Source organism: Microbacterium cucumeris, assembly GCF_058349845.2.
The window spans coordinates 225965-244197 of sequence record NZ_JBYRIZ020000006.1 but is presented as its reverse complement, the minus strand read 5'-3'; the positions used below and the strand labels follow the sequence as shown (position 1 = coordinate 244197).

22 protein-coding genes are annotated in these 18233 nt (G+C 68.5%); 9 read left to right on the top strand and 13 right to left on the bottom strand.

From position 1 onward, the window contains the following. On the top strand, positions 1 to 560 hold a 560-nt coding region (locus tag AC3RXZ_RS16375; RefSeq protein WP_491494717.1), incomplete at its 5' end, for a hypothetical protein. Between the two features lie 11 nt (positions 561 to 571). Here AC3RXZ_RS16375 and AC3RXZ_RS16370 read toward each other — a convergent pair. Beyond that, positions 572 to 1060, bottom strand: coding sequence for a VOC family protein (locus AC3RXZ_RS16370; protein WP_243229630.1), 489 nt, complete (start codon positions 1058 to 1060; stop codon positions 572 to 574). A gap of 97 nt (positions 1061 to 1157) precedes the next feature. After that, complete coding sequence (locus AC3RXZ_RS16365) at positions 1158 to 2027, bottom strand: sigma-70 family RNA polymerase sigma factor (RefSeq protein ID WP_243229631.1); 870 nt, start codon at positions 2025 to 2027, stop codon at positions 1158 to 1160. A gap of 78 nt (positions 2028 to 2105) precedes the next feature. Here AC3RXZ_RS16365 and AC3RXZ_RS16360 point away from each other — a divergent pair, with 78 nt between their 5' ends. Beyond that, complete coding sequence (locus AC3RXZ_RS16360) at positions 2106 to 2888, top strand: SDR family oxidoreductase (protein WP_491494716.1); 783 nt, start codon at positions 2106 to 2108, stop codon at positions 2886 to 2888. 17 nt (positions 2889 to 2905) lie between these two features. Here the strand turns inward: AC3RXZ_RS16360 and AC3RXZ_RS16355 are convergent, their stop codons facing one another. From AC3RXZ_RS16355 to AC3RXZ_RS16335, 5 genes are all read right to left on the bottom strand, one after another. Continuing rightward, complete coding sequence (locus AC3RXZ_RS16355) at positions 2906 to 3676, bottom strand: CPBP family intramembrane glutamic endopeptidase (RefSeq protein ID WP_243229633.1); 771 nt, start codon at positions 3674 to 3676, stop codon at positions 2906 to 2908. A 129-nt stretch (positions 3677 to 3805) separates the two neighbouring features. Further along, positions 3806 to 4123: a DUF2277 domain-containing protein gene (locus AC3RXZ_RS16350; RefSeq protein WP_243229634.1), complete on the bottom strand. Its 318-nt coding sequence runs from the start codon at positions 4121 to 4123 to the stop codon at positions 3806 to 3808. Between the two features lie 112 nt (positions 4124 to 4235). After that, positions 4236 to 4406, bottom strand: a complete 171-nt coding sequence (locus tag AC3RXZ_RS16345) for a hypothetical protein (RefSeq protein WP_491494715.1) — start codon at positions 4404 to 4406, stop codon at positions 4236 to 4238. Positions 4407 to 4499: 93 nt separating this feature from the next. Next, positions 4500 to 5267 (bottom strand): ABC transporter permease, encoded by a 768-nt coding sequence (locus AC3RXZ_RS16340; protein ID WP_491494714.1) that lies wholly within the window; start codon positions 5265 to 5267, stop codon positions 4500 to 4502. After that, positions 5264 to 6001: an ABC transporter ATP-binding protein gene (locus AC3RXZ_RS16335; protein ID WP_491494713.1), complete on the bottom strand. Its 738-nt coding sequence runs from the start codon at positions 5999 to 6001 to the stop codon at positions 5264 to 5266. The genes AC3RXZ_RS16340 and AC3RXZ_RS16335 overlap by 4 nt, the downstream gene beginning before the upstream one ends. A 111-nt stretch (positions 6002 to 6112) precedes the next feature. Here AC3RXZ_RS16335 and AC3RXZ_RS16330 point away from each other — a divergent pair, with 111 nt between their 5' ends. Continuing rightward, positions 6113 to 7213, top strand: a complete 1101-nt coding sequence (locus AC3RXZ_RS16330; RefSeq protein ID WP_243229638.1) for a sensor histidine kinase — start codon at positions 6113 to 6115, stop codon at positions 7211 to 7213. Further along, entirely contained in the window at positions 7210 to 7854 is a 645-nt protein-coding gene (locus AC3RXZ_RS16325) for a response regulator (protein WP_243229639.1), read from the top strand. Before AC3RXZ_RS16330 ends, AC3RXZ_RS16325 begins: the two co-directional genes overlap by 4 nt. An 8-nt stretch (positions 7855 to 7862) precedes the next feature. On the opposite strand, the gene AC3RXZ_RS16320 is transcribed toward AC3RXZ_RS16325, so the two are convergent. The 3 genes from AC3RXZ_RS16320 to AC3RXZ_RS16310 are packed head-to-tail and all read right to left on the bottom strand — an operon-like array spanning position 7863 to position 10290. Further along, complete coding sequence (locus AC3RXZ_RS16320; protein WP_243229640.1) at positions 7863 to 8522, bottom strand: response regulator transcription factor; 660 nt, start codon at positions 8520 to 8522, stop codon at positions 7863 to 7865. After that, positions 8513 to 9655 (bottom strand): sensor histidine kinase, encoded by a 1143-nt coding sequence (locus AC3RXZ_RS16315; protein ID WP_491494712.1) that lies wholly within the window; start codon positions 9653 to 9655, stop codon positions 8513 to 8515. Before AC3RXZ_RS16315 ends, AC3RXZ_RS16320 begins: the two co-directional genes overlap by 10 nt. Continuing rightward, on the bottom strand, positions 9652 to 10290 hold the full coding sequence (locus AC3RXZ_RS16310) for a DedA family protein (protein WP_491494711.1): 639 nt from the start codon (positions 10288 to 10290) through the stop codon (positions 9652 to 9654). Before AC3RXZ_RS16310 ends, AC3RXZ_RS16315 begins: the two co-directional genes overlap by 4 nt. Before the next feature lie 151 nt (positions 10291 to 10441). Between AC3RXZ_RS16310 and AC3RXZ_RS16305 the strand changes: the two genes are divergently transcribed. Beyond that, positions 10442 to 10897, top strand: a complete 456-nt coding sequence (locus AC3RXZ_RS16305; RefSeq protein WP_491494710.1) for a protein-tyrosine phosphatase family protein — start codon at positions 10442 to 10444, stop codon at positions 10895 to 10897. A 240-nt stretch (positions 10898 to 11137) separates the two neighbouring features. Here the strand turns inward: AC3RXZ_RS16305 and AC3RXZ_RS16300 are convergent, their stop codons facing one another. Both AC3RXZ_RS16300 and AC3RXZ_RS16295 read right to left on the bottom strand, forming a co-directional pair. Next, the gene (locus AC3RXZ_RS16300) at positions 11138 to 11299 is read right to left on the bottom strand and encodes a hypothetical protein (RefSeq protein ID WP_243229644.1); all 162 of its coding nucleotides are present in this window, start codon (positions 11297 to 11299) and stop codon (positions 11138 to 11140) included. Between the two features lie 110 nt (positions 11300 to 11409). After that, the gene (locus AC3RXZ_RS16295) at positions 11410 to 12165 is read right to left on the bottom strand and encodes a class I SAM-dependent methyltransferase (RefSeq protein WP_491494709.1); all 756 of its coding nucleotides are present in this window, start codon (positions 12163 to 12165) and stop codon (positions 11410 to 11412) included. Positions 12166 to 12273: 108 nt separating this feature from the next. Here AC3RXZ_RS16295 and AC3RXZ_RS16290 point away from each other — a divergent pair, with 108 nt between their 5' ends. Together AC3RXZ_RS16290 and AC3RXZ_RS16285 are read left to right on the top strand one after the other, a co-directional pair. Next, positions 12274 to 12621 carry a nuclear transport factor 2 family protein gene (locus tag AC3RXZ_RS16290; RefSeq protein ID WP_243229646.1) on the top strand — a complete coding sequence of 116 codons (348 nt, stop codon included), beginning with the start codon at positions 12274 to 12276 and terminating at the stop codon, positions 12619 to 12621. A gap of 31 nt (positions 12622 to 12652) precedes the next feature. Further along, on the top strand, positions 12653 to 13567 hold the full coding sequence (locus tag AC3RXZ_RS16285; RefSeq protein WP_491494718.1) for a phosphotransferase: 915 nt from the start codon (positions 12653 to 12655) through the stop codon (positions 13565 to 13567). A gap of 11 nt (positions 13568 to 13578) precedes the next feature. On the opposite strand, the gene AC3RXZ_RS16280 is transcribed toward AC3RXZ_RS16285, so the two are convergent. Beyond that, positions 13579 to 14364, bottom strand: coding sequence for a DNA/RNA non-specific endonuclease (locus tag AC3RXZ_RS16280; RefSeq protein WP_491494708.1), 786 nt, complete (start codon positions 14362 to 14364; stop codon positions 13579 to 13581). A gap of 127 nt (positions 14365 to 14491) precedes the next feature. Here AC3RXZ_RS16280 and AC3RXZ_RS16275 point away from each other — a divergent pair, with 127 nt between their 5' ends. Then, on the top strand, positions 14492 to 15637 hold the full coding sequence (locus AC3RXZ_RS16275) for a calcium:cation antiporter (protein WP_491494707.1): 1146 nt from the start codon (positions 14492 to 14494) through the stop codon (positions 15635 to 15637). Positions 15638 to 15822: 185 nt separating this feature from the next. Beyond that, on the top strand, positions 15823 to 18162 hold the full coding sequence (locus AC3RXZ_RS16270; protein ID WP_491494706.1) for an arylsulfatase: 2340 nt from the start codon (positions 15823 to 15825) through the stop codon (positions 18160 to 18162). Positions 18163 to 18233: the final 71 nt, after the last annotated feature.

Below are 18233 nucleotides of genomic sequence, written 5' to 3'. Positions count from 1 at the left end.
AGACATCCCGCGCACGCATGCGGCAGCGTTCACGATGCCTTGAGACACCCGTTCACGATGTCCTGAAACCAGACACCACCGTCACCGCCATGGAAACCCCCGAGAAATCGGGGGCTTTTCCGTGTTCGGTGCAACCGTGGTGCAGTTCTCGGCCAGTTCGCCCGCACCGCGGAGGCACTGCCGGGTCGTCGCATCGATTGCCGGTGTACGGATACGATCGGGTGGTGAGCCAAGGATCGAGCACCGCCCGTCGACGGTTCGACCCCGTGCGACGAGGAACGATCGCCAGCCTGCTCGTCTGGGGTGGTCTTGTTGCAGTGTTCGGTCTCTCCGCACTGATCGGCCTGGGTCAGATGAATGACGTCTGCTCCGGTGACATCGTCGACACGGTTCTCTGCGAGGGTGCTCAGCTGCGCCAGTCCATCTTCGGAGGCCTGGTCGGCGCGGCGCTGATCATCGGCGCAGCGATCCTCTCCGGGGCGTTGCTGCTTGTCGGGCGGATCCAGGGCCCCGCGAACCCGACTGCGGAAGCAGAAGGGCCAGATTCTCTGCCGCTCTGACGCGCACGGGCTCACGCTTGCTCGCCGGCGACACTGCCGCTGGCTCCCTCCCCGGCGTCGCCGTCATCGGCGGTAGTGGCATCTTGTGCAGCGACGGGGTGATAGCTGATGAACTCCAACAGGCTTCCGTCGGGATCCCGAAAGTAGACGCTGGTTCCCTCTCCTCTTGCGCCAGGCCGCGACACCGGCCCTGTCTCGACGGTCACATCGCAGGCGTGGAGATGAGCGATCGCGTCCTCGATCGGGCCGTCCCATTCGAAGCAGAGGTCGCTGTTTCCCGGACGGACGGGCAACCGCGCCACGTTCGACGAGAGGTCGACGCCGGGGCCGTGCACGTTCAGCTGGGAGGCGCCGATACGGTAGGACACCCGTCGGCCCTCCAACGGGATGACCTGAGCGTGCAGGACCTCGCGGAAGAAGGCCGTCGTCGCATCCCAGTCGCTCGCTCCGATCACGACGTGGTCCACGCCGCGGATAGGGAGATCGCCGGGGGCCTCCATCTGAACAGTATGCCGCGTCGGGCCGACGGGGCTATGCCGTTCGAGCCTCGTGCAGCTCGTGGGCGAAGTCGCGGCCCCATCGAGAGTCTCGTCCCCGTCAGCCGACGATGCGGGCCACTCCGAGCGCTTCGATCCGCGCGGGGTCGGCGAGAACATCGAGTCCGATGATGCGGCCATCTGAGATATCGAACGCCATGAGGGAGACCACGGTGCCCGAGAACACTGCCGCGACACCGGGTCGGCCGTCGATGAGGATCGGCGTCGAGTGCGCAGCCAACCGTCCGGCCAGAACCGCCTGTTCGGCGATCTTCCGTGCGCCCTCGATGCGCTGCATGGACGTGCCGTAGTCGGCGTGCAGCACAGCACCGTCATCGAGGAGGTCGACGAGCGCGCCGATGTCTCCGTCTTGTGCCGCGGCGAGCCACGCCGTCACGATGCGCCGCCCGTGCTCCCGATTCGGCCGTGCGGGCTCCTCGGCGCCGCGCACGCGTCGGCGCGCGCGGGAGGAGAGCTGGCGGGCCGCCGCGGGGGAGCGATCCAGCACCACGGCGATCTCGTCGAACGACTGATCGAAGACGTCGTGGAGCACGAAGGCGATTCGTTCGGCTGGGCTGAGCCGCTCCAGAAGAACGAGCAGTGCGACACTGATGCGATCGCTCGCGACGGCGAGTTCGGCGGGGTCGGCCTCCGCCGCAACGGGTTCGTCGCGCCACTGCTCGACCTGCCAGGAGTGCTCGCGTCTGCGGCGCGGGGCGCGCAGCATGTCGAGACTCACGCGCGAGACCACGGTCGTCAACCATGCCTCGAGGTTGTCGATGCTGTCGACGTCCGCTCGCTCGAGTCGCAGCCAGGTCTCCTGCACCGCATCCTCGGCATCCGCGGAGGAGCCGAGCAGCTGCGCGGCGATCGCCCGCAGTCGTGGCCTCTCGGTCTCGAAGCGCCGCGCAAGAAGTCTCCGGTCGGTCATGTCACATCTCCTCGAGTTCGTTCGTCGGTTGTGTGACGAGGGAGACCCCTCGGATGTGACATGAGAGGAACCACCACCATGAACGCACCTCTGCTCGTGACAGGCGGAACCGGCAACATCGGCAGCCGCGTCGTTCCGCTCCTTCGAGAGGCCGGCCGTGACATCCGCATCCTGTCGCGGCATGCACGGCCCGAGGCCCCCGGGATCCAGCATGTCGTGGCGGACACGGTGTCCGGCGAGGGACTCGCCGCAGCCTTGGACGGAGTCCGGGTCGTGCTGCACCTGGCCGGAGGAGCGAGAGGAGACGACATCGCGGCGCAGAACCTCGCGAAGGCCGCGCGGGAAGCAGGAATCCAGCACCTCGTGCTCATCTCGGTCATCGGCGCTGATCGGATGCCGATCGGCTACTTCCGGGCGAAGGCCGCAGCCGAGCAGACGATCGCCGAGTCGGGAGTCCCGTGGACCGTGCTGCGAGCAGCACAGCTTCACGACTTCGTGCTCCCCGTCGTGCGGAGCATGGCTGGCATGCCGATCCTCCCGGTGCCCGGAGGCCTGCGCTTCGAACCCGTGGACGGCGATGAGGTCGCGGCCCGTCTCGCGGAGCTCGCACTCGGGGATCCCGCCGGACGTGTTGCTGATCTCGCCGGTCCCGAAGTGCTCGACGTCACACAGCTGGTCACCGCCTTCCGAGCCGCGTCGGGTGCACGTCCGCGACGGGCGCGCCTGCCGATCCGCATCCCCGGCGGCGTAGGCCGCGCGTATCGTGCGGGTGACAACCTCGCCGATGTCGATGCCCAGCGAGGCTCGCGCACCTGGGGGAAGTACCTCGCACAGCGAGACAGCGAGCTCGCCACGGCGTGACGGCTCCCGTTCGTCGCTCAGCTGGTGACGCGTTCCTTCGCACCGCGGATGACGAAAGCGACGACCGCGAGTCCGAGGAGGCCGGCGATGAGGTTGACCGTGCCGCCCAGCGCCGCGAGGGGCCCCGGCTCGCCGTGACCCACGGCGAAGGTCGAGAAGTCCCACAGGCCATGCAGCACCATGGCCCAGATCAGCGTCCCCGTCGTGCGGCGGAGGATGTAGAACACCGTGCCTCCGAGGAACGCCATGCCGACCTGGGTGAGCGTGAGGCCCAGCTCTTGGCCGGTGATGGCGTTCGTGAGGTGCATGAGGGCGAACAGCGCCGAGCTGAGGAACCATACCCAGCCTTCGTGGAGTCGGCTGCGCAGTCCCACCAGCAGGAGGCCACGGGTCGCCATCTCCTCGGTGAAGCCGACGAGCAGCAGCACGAGCGATGCACCGAAGAACGCCGCGTCGTAGGAGCCCCAGTCGGTGGCCGCGAGATTGATCAGGAGCGCCACGACCATGATCGCGGGGACGAAGATCGGCCACCGGACGCTGTGCGCCCTGTCGAACAGCGCGGGTCGCCACCAGCCGAGAAGGCTCGTCGTGATCGCGAGGAGCGCGGCGCCGACGATGAGCGAGAGCCCCGCGCCGAGGAAGAGCGTTCCGCCGTCGCGGCCGAACTCCGTGTACGGCACGCCGCTGAGCTGTTGCACGACGAACACGACGACGGCGTACGACAACCAGATCGCGAGACCGATCCAGACGCGGGGACGTACCTTCACAGCTGAGGTGGGGACGGACATCGATGGTGCCTCTCTCGCGCCTCGGGCGTCGAGGTGCACGAGGGAAATCTACAACCTCGCCAGCGCATGCAGCGGCATCCTGGTCCAGCCGAGCGACAGATGCGGCGGTGCCCGCGCGCGGGTGGGTCGTTAGTCTCCTGGGGCCCGTGAGGCGCGCTTGGCCTCCTGGAAGACACGGATCGCTTCATACCTCTCCGCCGAACGCGCCTGTCGTTTCTGCTTCTGCTCTTCGCGGTTCTTCGGCGCGGCCGTGGTGACGAGGCCGTCGAGAAGCGCCCGCGCGGAGTGGGCGATCTCGTCGACGGCGCGATCGAAGACCTCCTGGTTCACGCGCGACGGAGCGTTCGATCCGCTGATCTTCCGGACGAACTGCAGTGCGGCGTCGTGACACTCCTCGTCGGTGGCAGGCGGTTCGAGATTGTTCAGCGGGATGATGTTGCGGCACATGTCTGTCAGGGTAGATCGCTGAGCCACCGAGTCAAGGGGCGCATCCTCTTCCGACCGGCCGGCCGTGTGAGCGCGAACGCTGCCGTTCGACGACGTGCGCGCGCTGCCGGCGTCAGTCCCCGTCGCCCGAGGAAGCGTCGTCCACTTCGGCGCCGTGCTCCGGATGGACGACGGACGCGGTCGTGCCCCCGGCGCGCAACTGCGCCGCATCGAGGGCCCGATCGATCGCGGACTCGATCTCCGGGTCGACTCTCGGATCATTGGTCCCCGTCATCTGCACCATCGCCTTCCCGTTGCTCTCGGCCAACCCGAGCGTACCGCCGCAGGACCCGGAACGAACCGACTCCCACCCGATGAGCGCGCTATGCGTCGACGGTCATTCCCAGCGGAAGAAGAGGGCGGCGGTGACCAAACCGATGACCACCGTGATGCCGAGGCTGAGCAGTTGTCCGCCGTTGACAGCGACGCCCGCCCAGGCCGCAGACAGGGAGTCGACGGCGGCGCCGAAGGGAAGCCATGCCCCGAGCTCCGCCAACGGTGCGGGCAGCGCTTGGCGTCCGCCGAAGAGCCCGCCCAGCGCGCCGAGTGCGAAGAATGCGACGAGCCCGATGGCGACCGCGGAGTTGGGCGTGGGGGCGACGGCGGCGACGATCATGCCGACCGCGTACATCGCCGCGACCGTGAGCGCGACGACGCCGAGCGCGATCCATGGGCTTCGGGGAGGATGCGCCCCGAAGGCGAGCATGGCGATGGTCAGCGCGAGCAGAATTCCGATGGCGGCCTGAAGAACGCTCACGATGGCCTGGGCGATCAGCACCATCATCGGAGAAGCGGGCGTGACCGCGAGCCTGCGGAGGATGCCGGATCGCCGGTAGTAGGCGAGGAAGCTCGGCATGTTGATGATCCCGATGGTCGCGACGACGACGACCAGCACCAGGGGCAGCACGAAGAGATCGAGTGCGGTCATCCCCTCGAAGATCTCCTCGTCGCCGGCGCTCGACGCGCTGGTGATGAGGATGAGCAGGGGCAGACCGATCGGGACGATGAGCCCCGCAGTGTCGCGTGCGACCATCTTGGCCTCGCACACGATGAGGATGATCATCGATCGGATGCCGGGACGTCGTGCGGGTGCGGCCGCGGTCATTCCGGAACCTCCAGTTCGTTGCCGGTCAATGCGACGAACGCTTCGTCGAGCGTGCCGGCGCCCGCCCGGGCGATGAGTCCCGTCGGGGTGTCCTCGGCGATGATCCGTCCGCCGTCGATGAGCGCGATGCGGTCGCACAACCGCTGAACCTCTTCCATCGTGTGGCTGACGAGCAGGATCGTGACGCCGTCGTTCTTGAGTTGTTCGATCGTCGCCCACATCCGTCGCCGCGCGGCGGGGTCCAGACCCGTGGTGAGTTCGTCGAGGATGACGACGCGAGGACGGCCGGCGAGCGCGAGCGCGATCGAGAGGCGCTGCTGCTGTCCGCCGGAGAGCTTCTCGAAGCGCTCACGACGCTGTTCGGTCAGACCCACCATCTCCAGCAGCTCCGATGCGGGGCGTGGGTCGGGATAGAAGCTGCGGTAGAGGTCGACCAGTTCGGAGACGCGAAGCGCGCCGTGCAGGTACGCGTGCTGCAACTGGACGCCCAGGACCTGACGCAGCCGCGCACGGTCGCGTTGTGGGTCCAGTCCGAGCACCCGCACCCGCCCTCGCTCCGGACGACGCAGACCCGCGACGATCTCGACGGTGGTCGTCTTGCCCGCACCGTTCGCACCCAGCAGCCCGAAAGCCTCCCCCGGCTCGACACGCATGCTCACATCCGCGACGGCGACCGTGCGCCGGTAGCTCTTCGCGATGCCGTCGGCGATGATCGCCGGCTCCTTCGTGGTCATGGCACCACCGTAGGAAGGCGCTGGGCGAGTGCGCGCGTGCCGGAAGTCATGTGATCCGACCATGACTTTCCGCACGGGTGCCGCCGTTCCGGCGCATCCTAGGGTGGAGGAATGCGGCGGATCGGGACGGAAGGATGGGCGGGTCTCGCGATGCTCGCCGTCTCCGTGGGCGTCGCCGCGCCGACGCTGTTCGGTCTCATCGAACCGGCGATCGCTCGGGGCTGGTGGACGGTTCTGTTCGTCTGCTTCCTGGCGGCGACGCTGGCGGCCACGGCGGTGTCTCGACCGTCATGGCTTCGATACGGGAGCTTCGCCGCTGCCGTCGTCACCGGATGGGCCACCGTGCTCACCGCGCAGAGCACCGGATTGCTGCTCATCCTGCTGGTGGTCACCGCCGCGACGAGCGTCTACGTGGTCCCGATCAGGGTGGGATTCGTCGTCATCGTGCTCAATACCGCGGTCGTCGCGGCCGCGACGGTGCCGGCGGCGGATGCCATCGAGACTCTGATCCTCGCCGGGTTCTACTTCCTGATCCAGACGGCGGCGCTGCTCAGCTCTGCGACTCTGACCCGGGAGCAACGGCTGCGGCAGGAACTCGCGGAGGCGCACCTCGAGCTTCAGGCGGCGAGCATCCTGTTGACCGAATCCGCCCGGACGACGGAACGGCTGCGCATCTCGCGGGAGCTTCACGACCTCATCGGCCATCAACTGACCGTCCTCACCCTGGAGCTGGAGACGGCGAAGCACGTCGAGGGTTCGCAGGCGCGGATGCACATCGATCGCGCCGACGGGGTCGCTCGCGAACTTCTCGGCGACGTGCGGGCGACCGTCGGCCGGTTGCGGACCGAATCTCCCGACCTCGAGCGCGCCATCCGTACGATGACCGACGCGCTACCCGGTCTGGACGTGTCCGTCTCGGTCTCGCCGCGGGTGCGAATCGGCGAAGAGCAGAGTGCGGCGCTGATCCGCGCGGCGCAGGAACTCGTCACCAACACCCTCCGCCATGCCGAAGCGCGCTCGCTGCGGATCGAGGTGACGGCGGAGGCGGAAGAGGTGATCCTCGTGGCACGCGACGATGGAAGGGGCGTCGCCCATCTCGAACTCGGGAACGGACTACGGGGCCTCCAGGAGCGCTTCGCCGAACTCGGCGGAACGGTCGCGTTCGACGGCCGGCAAGGTTTCGAAGCGGTGGCCAGGATGCCGTCCACATGATCCGAGTCGTCGTCGCGGACGATCAGGCCCTCGTCCGGCAGGGGATCATCGGCCTGCTTCACGTGGCCGGCATCGATGTGGTGGCCGAGGCGGACGACGGGATGAGCGCCGTCGAGATGATCGAGAGGACGGGTCCGGATGTCGTCCTCCTCGACATGCGGATGCCCCGATTCGACGGTGTCTGGACACTTCGACAGCTCCAGGAACGAGGTATTGACGTTCCCGTACTCGTTCTGACCACCTTCGACGACGACGACCTCGTGCTGGATGCCGTGCGAGCCGGCGCTCGAGGGTATCTGCTCAAGGACGTCACGCTCGACCAGCTCACGAACGCCGTGCACGTGCTCGCTCATGGCGGGACGCTCATCGCGCCGACGGTCACCGACCGACTTCTGCGCGCCATCCGAACGTCTCCTCATCCGACGACCGGGGATGCGCTCGTCACCCAGCGGCTCACGGAACGCGAGACGGAAGTGCTGCGTCTTGTCGCAAGCGGCTACAGCAATCGACAGATCGCCGACGCGCTCTATCTCGCCGAGGGCACGGTGAAGAATCATCTCTCCGCGGTCCTGGCCAAGCTGGGCGCCCGCGACCGCACCAACGCCGTCCTCCGGGCGCTGCGCGACGGACACCTGGAGTGACCCGGGCTTCACGAAGGCGAGCCGCTGCCGTCCAGAAAGGCGAGGGCGGCGAGCACCCGGCGGTTGTAGTCCGTTCCCGGAGCGATCTCCAGCTTGGTGAAGATGGTGTTGATGTGCTTCTCGACACCACTCTGGCTCACGAACAGGCGCTTCGCGATCCCCGCATTGCTCTGTCCTTGAGCGATGAGTTCGAGCACCGACTTCTCGCGGTCGGTGAGCGTGGCGAGGCGGGCGTCGGGCTCGACACGGGCGGCGAGGAGCTGACGGATCACCTCGGGGTCGAAGGCGGTGCCGCCGTCGGCGACGCGCTGGATCGCTTCGAGAAAGCCGGAGATGTCGGAGACCCGGTCTTTCAGCAGATATCCGACTCCACCCCGCCCGTCGAGCAGTTCGCGCGCGTGCCTCCGCTCCACGTGCTGGGAGAGCACGATGACGGATACATGCGGGAACGCGGTGCGGATCTCGAGGGCGGCGCGCACGCCCTCATCGACGAAGTCCGGCGGCATCCGGACGTCGACGATCACGAGATCCGGGGGCGTCGTCGTGATGGCCGCGATCAGTTCGTCGGCAGTGTCGACCGCTGCGGTGATCGTGTGCCCTTCCGCGACGAGAAGCTGAGCGATCCCCTCGCGCAGCAGCGTGGAATCCTCGGCGATTGCTATCCGCACGGGATCTCCGCCTCGATCTTCGTCGGGCCTCCCACCGGGCTGTCGATGAGGAGCCGTCCTCCCCGCGCCGCGACGCGTGAGGCGATACCCGACAGTCCGGGCCCCTCGGGATTCGCGCCGCCGACCCCGTCGTCGCTGACCGTGACGATCAATCGGTCTCCCTCGAGTCGGGAGCGGATGTCTATCCGCTGCGAGTTCGCATGCTTCACCACGTTCGTCACGGCTTCGCTGGCGACGAAGTACGCAGCCGTCTCCACGGCGTGATCGGGGATCCGATCATGCTCGACATCGAGCCGCACCGGAATGGAGGTTCGGTCGCGGAGCGCTTCGAGCGCTGCAGCGAGTCCGTCCCGAGCGAGCATGGCCGGGTAGGTGCGCCATGCGACGTCTCGCAGGTCGTCGAGGATCTGCTGCGCCTCCTCGCGGGAGCGGCGGTGAAGCCGAACCCGGTCCTGGGGGTCGGATGCGCGCTCGGCCCGTGCCAGAAGGATCGACAGGGCGACCACGCGCTGCTGAACACCGTCATGGATGTCTCGTTCTATGCGTCGTCGCTCGGTGTCGACGGCCGCGACGACGTCGTCGAGAGTCGTGTGCAATCGGGTGACCTCTTGCGCGAGCTCCTCAACTCCCGGCCGTGTGAAGGTCTTCCAGGTCTGCCGTTCGAGCCAGGCGATGCCTGCGATCCCGGAGATGGCGAGGAACAGGAGGACCAAGCCGGGGACGGCGAAGATCGCCAGAGTGGACCAGGTCACGCGCCCCGGATCCGCCTCGAAGAGGGTGACGGGTCCACCGGTGATCGCGGCGATCGTCATCTGCGTGCTGACCACCATGCCGAGCACGATGAGGGCGACGATGCAGGCGGTGAGCACGCCGAGCAGAGCGAAGACGGCGAGCAGCCCGAAACGTCGTCCCCCATGGGGCAGCACGGTGCGCGGTACTCCGTCGATCCAGGTCAGCCGTCTCCCGATCCAGCCTGCCACCGTCCCCGCCGGCTCGATGGGAGCCGCAGCCAGCGCCACGAGCAGGACCGGCACCAGGACGATCCCGGCCACCGTGCCGACGGCCACACGGCCGACCTGACCGACCGCCGACCTGCTCGAGAGCCCGGCCGACGCGGGGGTGGGGGACCTCATGACACCATTGTGCCTCGCCTGCGACGGCGCAGTCGAAGCACGACGAAGGCCACCAGCGCCACCACGACGGTGATCACGACGATGAGCTGGAAGACGTCGGCATAGCGCTCGACGCTCGACCAGTTCTCGCCCAGGAAGAATCCGGCGAGCACGAAGACGCTGTTCCAGATCGCGCTGCCGGCGGTGGTCAGCACGGCGAACCGGAGCACCGGCATCCGCTCGATCCCAGCCGGGATCGAGATCAGGCTGCGCACGATCGGGATCATGCGCCCGAAGAACACCGCCTTGTCGCCGTGCCGGGCGAACCATGCCTCGGCTCGATCGACATCGGAGACCTTCATCAGCGGCACTCGCGCCACGATCCGGCGCAGGCGCGCCGCCCCCAGCCAGGCGCCCAGGCCGTAGAGCGCGATCGCACCGACGAGCGATCCGAGAGTGGTCCACATGAGCACCTCCCAGAGCGAGAAGGACCCGCGGCTGGCGGTGAAGCCGGCGAGGGGCAGGATGATCTCGCTGGGGATCGGCGGGAAGAGGTTCTCGACCGCGACCGCAACGCCGGCGCCGAAGCTGCCCAGGACCTCCATGAGCGTGACAGCCCACTGCGCGAACACGTTCAGGTTCTCGGAATCGTCCATGACTTCCACGCTAGGAATCGGCCCGGCGGAGGTCACTGCGGGAAGCCTTCGGGATAGGTGCGGATAACCCCACGTTCGATGCCGAATCGACCCGCAGATTCCGCCGCGCTTCTACTCTTGGCCTATGGGCAGATGGGGCGAAGAACCGGGCGTGATCCAGCTTCCTGACGGGCGTCGTGTCCGCGGTTCCGGCACACGCCGACCACGTGATGCCGATCAGGAACCGGAGTTCGCCGTCTACCTGCTGTCTCGCGATCCCGGTGCGCAGGGATGGCCGCATCGGTGGATCAGTTGGCCCGATTTCCGGGTTCCGCGCTCGTCCGAGCAGGCGATACGGGTTCTGCGCGAAGCCCTCGAGCGAACGGAGCAGGAACGCGTGGAGATCGCCTGTGGCGGAGGGGTCGGACGCACAGGAACGGCTCTGGCGCTGCTGGCGGCGTGGGGAGGCGTGCCCGCCGACGCGGCCGTCGGATGGGTGCGCGAGCGCTACCACCGGCGCGCAGTCGAGACACCGGCGCAGAAGAGATGGGTGATCGCGGCCGCGCGAGGGGCGTTCGAGGGCGAACACGCCCCGGAAGGACCGGATCACCGCCTGCCCGGGGCGTAGCAGCACCCGACCCGACGACCAGGGCCGGGTTACTGAGGGGACAACCGCTCAGGAGTCGCGGGATCCCGGATCATCGAGCTTCGGCGGCGTCGGGCTCTGGGGGACCGGCCGCCGATGACCGCACACGGGACACTCGTATCCGCCGGGGATATCGCGCATGGCCACCTCGTCGTGGGGACAGTGCGGTTGCGCCGCAGCGTCGAGATTGACCATGCCGAATGCGTACGCTGCGGACGCGGCTCAGCCGTCCGCGGGGTCCTCGGCGTCGACGGAATCGTCGTCCTCGTTGGGCGGGACGGTGGGCGGTGTGCCCTTGCCGTCCTGAGCGCCGAGATTGTCGTTCTCGGATGCGTCCGGGGACGGCTCCGTGCTGATGTCGTTGCGATCGCTGTCGATGCCCACGGCGACTTCCTCTCCAATGGCCCAAAGGTCGTGTCCCGGGAGCATACGACGCCCGCGGCATCCTGCGTCCGCCCCTTGACAACCCGGATGGGTGTGCGCCTCGACAGCGGTCAGGGCTTGCGCGCCTCGATGAGGTGCCGCGTCGAATGCGCGACGAACGGACCGTCGCGCTCGATGAGGTGATGGAGGTCGCGGAGCCGGTCGCGGTACGCGTCCACCGTGAATCCGGGCACCCACCAGATGACCTTGCGCAGGAGGTAGACGACGGCGGCGACGTCGTGGATCTCGATCCGCAGCGATGCCGTGGTGAGATCGACGATCTCGAGCCCGGCCGCCTCCGCCGCCGCGGCCTCGGCATCCGGACTCCGTCGGTTCCGCGCCTCGGGCTGCGGACCGAGGAAGAACTCGATCAGCTCGAAAGCGCTGGCGGGTCCCACGTGCTGTGCGAAGTAGGTGCCGCCGTGCTGCAGGACCCGTGCGATCTCCTCCCACCAGATCGTGGCGGGGTGCCTGCTCGTGACGAGGTCGAACGCCTCGTCCCCGAACGGAAGCGGCGGCTCATCCGGGTCCGCGACGACGACGACGCCTCGGGTATGCAGCAGACGCGTGGCGCGGGCGATGTTGGGCGGCCAGGACTCCGTGGCCACAGCGACCGCTGGGAATGCAGAGGCCTCGGCGAGCACCTCGCCGCCGCCGGTCTGGATGTCGAGCGACGCCGAAGCGGTCTTCAGTCGGTCGGCGAGCCGGCGCGCATAGCCCCAGGGAGGCCGCTCCTCGGTGGCCCGGCCGTCGAGCCAGGAGAAGTCCCACCCGGAGACGTCCGCCGAGGCGCCGGCGGCGATCAGGTCTTCGAAGGAGTAGGCCATGTTCCGATTCTGGCATCCGAGCTCGACGAACTCACAGGCATCCGTCCTTGTCAAGGGAGTATGCACCGTCGCCGCAGTTGCGAGGCTGGAGCGGACCGCGGAGGAGCGATGCGAACAACGACGGAAGTGATCCACGACCATCTGATGAACCGGCTGGCGGGCGATGTCGAGAAGGACATCCGCAACTATCACGCCGATGTCGTCGAGCTGACCGGCTCGGGAATCTACCGCGGGCACGACGGCGTGCGCAGCTGCGCGCAGGAGCTGGCGAGACTGGTCGGACCCGCGGTGTTCACCTATACCCACACGCTCATCGACGGCGACTTCGCGTATCTGGAGTGGACGGCGCATAACGATGAGGTCCACGTGGGCGACGGCGCCGACAGCTTCGTGGTCCGGGACGGCGCGATTGTCCTGCAGACGATCCATTACACCGTGCTCGCGGCGCAGGAGTGATCTTCCGACCCACTACCCTCGCACTGTGAGGATGCATCCCGGACAGCTGCACGTCGACGAGCAGATCGCGCGGCGGCTCCTCGGCGACCAGTTCCCGCAGTGGCGCGATGAGCCCGTGCGGCATGTCCCCGGTGCGGGCACGGTCAATGCGATCTTCCGGGTGGGCGAGCACCTCTCCGCGCGGTTTCCGCTCGAACCGTCGGACACCGCGGAGCTGAGCGCCCAGCTCACGGCGGAGGCCGCTGCGATGACCGAGTTCGCCGCTGCCTGTCCGGTGCCCGCGCCGGTTCCCGTCGCGCAGGGTGCGCCGGGTGAGGACTATCCGCAGCCGTGGTCGATCCAGTCCTGGGTGCCGGGCGACGTGGCCACGCCGGACGGGCTGGCGCGCTCGGACGTCTTCGCACGGGATCTCGTCGGTCTTCTCGGTGCGCTCCGTGCGGCCGACACGCGCGGTCGACGGTTCCGCGGCTCCGGCCGGGGCGGAGACCTCCGCGACTCCGATGCATGGATCGAGCACTGCCTCGAGCAGAGCATCGATCTGCTCCCCGTGGACGAGTTGCGCCGGCTCTGGATGCTGCTCCGGGACCTCCCGGTATCCGGACCGGACCGCATGACGCACGGCGACCTGACTCCGGCGAACCTGCTCGTGCGCGGCGAGCGCCTGGCCGGGGTGCTGGACACCGGGGGCTTCGCGGCGGCGGACCCCTCTCTCGATCTGGTCGCCGCATGGCACCTCCTGGACGCCGAGGCGCGCGGCATCCTCCGGAGCGGTCTGGACGCGACGGAGATCGAGTGGTGGCGCGGAGCGGCCTGGGCGTTCCAGCAGGCGATGGGCCTGGTCTGGTACTACCGGGAATCCAACCCGGAGATGAGCGCTCTCGGACGCAGCACGCTGCATCGCATCCTCTCCGATCCCGAGATCGCCTCGGGCAGGACTCCGGCCTGATCCGCGTCGGGCTACAGAACGACGTCGCCGTACCCGTCCAGCTCCCGCCAGGCGCCGGGCCGGACTCCTTCGCGCCGCAGGACGTCGGCCTCCCCGAGCACCCCGAGGTCCACGCCGGCCAGATCCGCGATGTCTCCGACCGGCACCTGGAACGTCCGGAACGCCCCGAGCGGGCCAGCGGCGAGCACTCCCTCGCGCACGTCGACGAGCTCGGACTGATCGAGAACGAACCCGGCGGATGCCAATCCTCCAGGGCCGTGCCAGGCCGCGACCTTCCAGAACCGCAGCGGGACCCGGATGCCGCGATACAGCGGGTCGTCCGTGCCGAGCACGGGAGCCGTGAAGACCGACACCCGCTGCGAGGTCGTCTCGGCGTAGTCGAGCACGTGGTCCTCGAGACCCAGCCACAGCTGCTTCGACTGGTTGAACCCGGCGGCCTGGGGAGCCGCATTCGGATAGAAGAAGGTCGCTTCGGTCGCCGCGCGCGCTTCGTCGGGCTCGCCCCAGCCGGGGTCGCGCCGCCGCACCAGATGCCCGCGGTCCAGGTCGTTGCGCGCGTAGATCTCCGGGCCGGTCTGAGCCTCCGCGGCGACGCGCGTATCCAGCCGCCAGTCGCCCGTGCGGGGCACCTCGCGCAGGGACGCCCCGTCGATGTTGACCGCAGTGACGGCCGCGAGCCGGCGGCCGGGATCGAGCAGCACCGAGAAGCGCGGATAGGGGAGATCGATCACGTCGCGGGTCGGCCGCGGCACGACGACCTCGGTATCCAGGAACGCGGGGTCGTAGCCGTCAGCCATGCCTCCATCGTGCCGGATCGCGGCATCCTGCGTACCATGGAAGAGCAGTGCGCTCGCATGCCGCGACCCGGGACGACCCGGATCGTGACATTCGTCCGGGGACGGCCCCGCCTCGAAGGAGACAGCAATGCGACGCCTCATCCCCGCAGGCCTCGTCGGCCCCGCGGAACTCACCCGCATCGGATCCGGATGGGGCGCCTTCGTCGTCCTGCTCCTGATCCATCCGCTTCTGGAAGCGCCCACGCCAGCCGTCGTGCTGATCCTGGCGCTGACCGGGATCGTCGCGGTGATCCTGTTCTGCGCGTTCGGTGTCGTCAAGCAGGCCGAAGCCCTCGCCCACCGCCTCGGCGATCCGTACGGCTCCCTCGTCCTGACGCTGTCGATCGTCCTCATCGAGGTCGTGCTCATCTCCGCCGTGATGCTCGGCCCCGGCGATCACACGACCATCGCCCGCGACTCCGTCATGGCCGTCTCGATGATCATCCTCAACCTCGTCATCGGCCTGTGCCTCCTGGTCGGCGGGCTCCGACACGGCGGACTGCGGCACAACCGCGTGGGCACCTCCGCCTATCTGACGATGCTGATCGTTCTCAGCGCCCTCGCGTTCGGGCTCCCGGCGACGATCGGCGAGAACGGCGCGTTCACGACCGCCCAGGCGATCCCGATCATCCTGCTCACCCTCGCCGTGTACGCCTTCTTCCTGTTCCAGCAGATGGGTGCGCGCGCCGTCGACTTCACCGAACCGGATGCCGCGGCATCCGCATCCTCGAAGCCGGATGCGGATGCGTCCCCGCCGATCGGCGAGATCCTGTCCGCGCATCGTCGCGAGATCATCACGCGACTCGTCCTGCTCGTCGTCACCGTGGTGCCCATCGTGCTGCTCTCGCATGACATGGCGGCGCTGCTCGACGACGGTCTCGGACGCCTCGGGGCCCCTCCCGCGCTGGCCGGCGTGCTGATCGCGGCGATCGTGTTCCTTCCCGAGTCGATCACCTCCGTGCGCGCGGCCCTCGGCGGCGAAGGGCAGCGGGTGAACAACCTCTGCCACGGCGCCCTGGTGTCGACGGTGGGACTCACCATCCCCGCCGTGCTCGTCATCGGCCTGTTCACCGGACAGACCGTCGTGCTCGCCGAGACACCGGCGGACCTGATGCTGCTGGCCGGCACCCTCGTGCTGTCCGTCGCGACGTTCGCGTCGAAGAAGGTCACCGCGCTGCACGGCGCCGCGCACCTGGTGATGTTCGCCGCGTACGTCCTCGTCCTGTTCAGCTGACGGACCCGCTGAGGGCTCTGGTGCCGCGCCGCGGCGGACCCTAGGATGCGGAGCATGGCGGGGCTCCTTCGCGAGGAGACTGCGCGGGCACCGGTGCGGGAACCGGCGCCGTAGCGGTCGTCTCCCGATCTCGCCGTGGTTGGGATCCTCCGCCGCGACGGTCGCGGCGAGAACAGGAGACGGACATGACCGACGTCAGTGCGACCATCGCGGCGGAACCCCTCCCGCCCAGCAGGACGCTCCCCTTTCCGCCGAAGCGGTCGGGAAGCATCGCCGGGCGCACCCTCGCGGATTCGAGCTATGCGCCCCGAGCCCCCGAGCGCCGCCTCGGTGAGGACGCGCCCAACATCCTCGTCATCCTGATCGACGACGCCGGCCCCGCCCTTCCGGCCCCGCTCGGCGGCGCGGTCTCCACACCGACCCTCGAACGCATCCGTGCCGAGGGGATCGGCTTCAACCGCTTCCACACCACCGCGATGTGCTCGCCGACGAGGGCCGCCCTGCTCACCGGACGCAACCATCACCGCGTCGGCAACGGACAGATCGCCGAGCTCGCGAACGACTGGGACGGCTACTCGGGGCACATCCCGAAGTCGAGCGCGACAATGGCCGAGGTGCTGCGCCATTACGGCTACTCGACCGCCGCGTGGGGCAAGTGGCACAACACGCCCGCCGAGGAGACCACGGTCGCGGGCCCCTTCGACCGCTGGCCGACCGGATACGGCTTCGAGTACTTCTACGGCTTCCTCGCGGGCGAGGCCTCGCAGTACGAGCCGAATCTCGTGCGCAACACAACCTCCGTGCTGCCGCCGAAGACGCCCGAGGAGGGCTACCACCTCAGCGAGGACATCGCCGACGACGCGATCGGCTGGCTGCGCGATCACAAGGCGCTCTCACCGGACAAGCCGTTCTTCATGTACTGGGCGACAGGGGCGATCCACGGCCCGCACCACGTCATGAAGGAGTGGGCGGACAAGTACGCGGGCGCCTTCGACGACGGATGGGACGTCTATCGCGAGCGCGCTCTGGAAGGGGCGAAGGCCGCGGGATGGGTGCCGCAGGATGCCGCGCTCACTCCACGCCCGGACAGCCTGCAGGGCTGGGACGAGATCCCGGATCACCAGAAGCCGTTCCAGGCGCGGCTCATGGAGGTGTGCGCCGGTTTCGGCGAGCACGCCGACGTCCAGGCGGGCCGGGTCGTGGACGCGCTCGAGGAGCTCGGGTATGCCGACAACACCCTCGTGGTCTACATCTGGGGGGACAACGGCTCCTCCGGGGAGGGGCAGAACGGCACGATCAGCGAGCTGCTCGCGCAGAACATGATCCCCACCACGATCGACCAGCATCTCGCGGCGCTCGACGAGCTCGGCGGACTCGACGCCCTCGGCACGTCGGCCACGGACAACCAGTACCACGCCGGATGGGCCTGGGCGGGTTCGACGCCGTATCAGGGAATGAAGCTCATGGCCTCGCACCTGGGCGGCACCCGCAATCCGATGTTCCTGCGCTGGCCGTCGCGCATCCCGCACGACCCTGAGCCGCGCACGCAGTTCCACCACGTGATCGACCTCGTGCCGACGGTGTACGAGATCCTCGGCATCACCGCCCCCGAGTCCGTGAACGGGATCCCGCAGGACCGGATCGACGGGACCAGCTTCGTGTACGCCGTCGACGACGCCGGCGCCGAGGGACATCACCGGACGCAGTACTTCGAGATCATGGGCAGCCGGTCGATCTACTCCGACGGCTGGATCGCCTCGGCCACGGGGCCCCGCCTCCCGTGGGTCCCCGGGGCTCCTCCCGGAATCGCGACCTGGACGCCCGATCACGACCCGTGGGAGCTCTATCACCTCGACGAGGACTGGAGCCAGGCGCACGACCTCGCCGGCGAGCAGCCGGAGAAGCTCGCCGAGCTCAAGGAGCTGTTCGCGATCGAAGCCGCCCGCAACGAGGTTCTGCCGGTCGGCGCCGGTCTGTGGGTGCCGGTCTATCACCCGGAGTACCGCATCTCGGTGCCGTACACCGAGTGGGACATGACCGGCGACACCGTGCGAATTCCGGAGTTCTGCGCACCGGCCCTGGGCAACACGCCGAACACGGTGACGATCAGGGCGACCCTGCCGGAACGTGCGAACGGCGTGCTGTACAAGCTCGGCGGCGCCGGCGGCGGGCTGACCCTCTTCCTCGTCGACGGCGTGCTGACCTACGAGTACAACCTGTTCCTCGTGCAGCGCACGAGGATCGCTTCCGCCGAGCCGCTGGCGGCCGGAGAAGTCACGATCGAGGTCGACACCCGCTACGTCGAGACCCGGCCGGGCGGGCCGCTCTCCGTCGCCCTGCGCGTCGACGGTGCCGAGGTGGGCTCCGGTGTCGTGCCGGTCAGCGCCCCGCTGCTGTTCACGGCGAACGACTGCCTCGACATCGGCCGGGCGTACGGAGGAGCGGTCTCGCGCGCGTACGCGGACCGGATGCCCTTCGCTTTCGACGGATCGATCGAGAAGGTGCACATCGCCTATATCGGTTGACCGAGGGCAATGGTTGCTGTTTGGCAACTAAAGGTGTATCGTTGACCCAGATCAACTTTCCTATGCAGGAG

Bases quoted from the DNA above. Each gene is read 5' to 3' on its own strand.
- AC3RXZ_RS16370 (WP_243229630.1), bottom strand. From the start codon at position 1,060: ATGGAGGCCCCCGGCGATCTCCCTATCCGCGGCGTGGACCACGTCGTG.
- AC3RXZ_RS16365 (WP_243229631.1), bottom strand. From the start codon at position 2,027: ATGACCGACCGGAGACTTCTTGCGCGGCGCTTCGAGACCGAGAGGCCA.
- AC3RXZ_RS16360 (WP_491494716.1), top strand. From the start codon at position 2,106: ATGAACGCACCTCTGCTCGTGACAGGCGGAACCGGCAACATCGGCAGC.
- AC3RXZ_RS16355 (WP_243229633.1), bottom strand. From the start codon at position 3,676: ATGTCCGTCCCCACCTCAGCTGTGAAGGTACGTCCCCGCGTCTGGATC.
- AC3RXZ_RS16350 (WP_243229634.1), bottom strand. From the start codon at position 4,123: ATGTGCCGCAACATCATCCCGCTGAACAATCTCGAACCGCCTGCCACC.
- AC3RXZ_RS16345 (WP_491494715.1), bottom strand. From the start codon at position 4,406: ATGGTGCAGATGACGGGGACCAATGATCCGAGAGTCGACCCGGAGATC.
- AC3RXZ_RS16340 (WP_491494714.1), bottom strand. From the start codon at position 5,267: ATGACCGCGGCCGCACCCGCACGACGTCCCGGCATCCGATCGATGATC.
- AC3RXZ_RS16335 (WP_491494713.1), bottom strand. From the start codon at position 6,001: ATGACCACGAAGGAGCCGGCGATCATCGCCGACGGCATCGCGAAGAGC.
- AC3RXZ_RS16330 (WP_243229638.1), top strand. From the start codon at position 6,113: ATGCGGCGGATCGGGACGGAAGGATGGGCGGGTCTCGCGATGCTCGCC.
- AC3RXZ_RS16325 (WP_243229639.1), top strand. From the start codon at position 7,210: ATGATCCGAGTCGTCGTCGCGGACGATCAGGCCCTCGTCCGGCAGGGG.
- AC3RXZ_RS16315 (WP_491494712.1), bottom strand. From the start codon at position 9,655: ATGAGGTCCCCCACCCCCGCGTCGGCCGGGCTCTCGAGCAGGTCGGCG.
- AC3RXZ_RS16310 (WP_491494711.1), bottom strand. From the start codon at position 10,290: ATGGACGATTCCGAGAACCTGAACGTGTTCGCGCAGTGGGCTGTCACG.
- AC3RXZ_RS16295 (WP_491494709.1), bottom strand. From the start codon at position 12,165: ATGGCCTACTCCTTCGAAGACCTGATCGCCGCCGGCGCCTCGGCGGAC.
- AC3RXZ_RS16290 (WP_243229646.1), top strand. From the start codon at position 12,274: ATGCGAACAACGACGGAAGTGATCCACGACCATCTGATGAACCGGCTG.
- AC3RXZ_RS16285 (WP_491494718.1), top strand. From the start codon at position 12,653: ATGCATCCCGGACAGCTGCACGTCGACGAGCAGATCGCGCGGCGGCTC.
- AC3RXZ_RS16280 (WP_491494708.1), bottom strand. From the start codon at position 14,364: ATGGCTGACGGCTACGACCCCGCGTTCCTGGATACCGAGGTCGTCGTG.
- AC3RXZ_RS16275 (WP_491494707.1), top strand. From the start codon at position 14,492: ATGCGACGCCTCATCCCCGCAGGCCTCGTCGGCCCCGCGGAACTCACC.
- AC3RXZ_RS16270 (WP_491494706.1), top strand. From the start codon at position 15,823: ATGACCGACGTCAGTGCGACCATCGCGGCGGAACCCCTCCCGCCCAGC.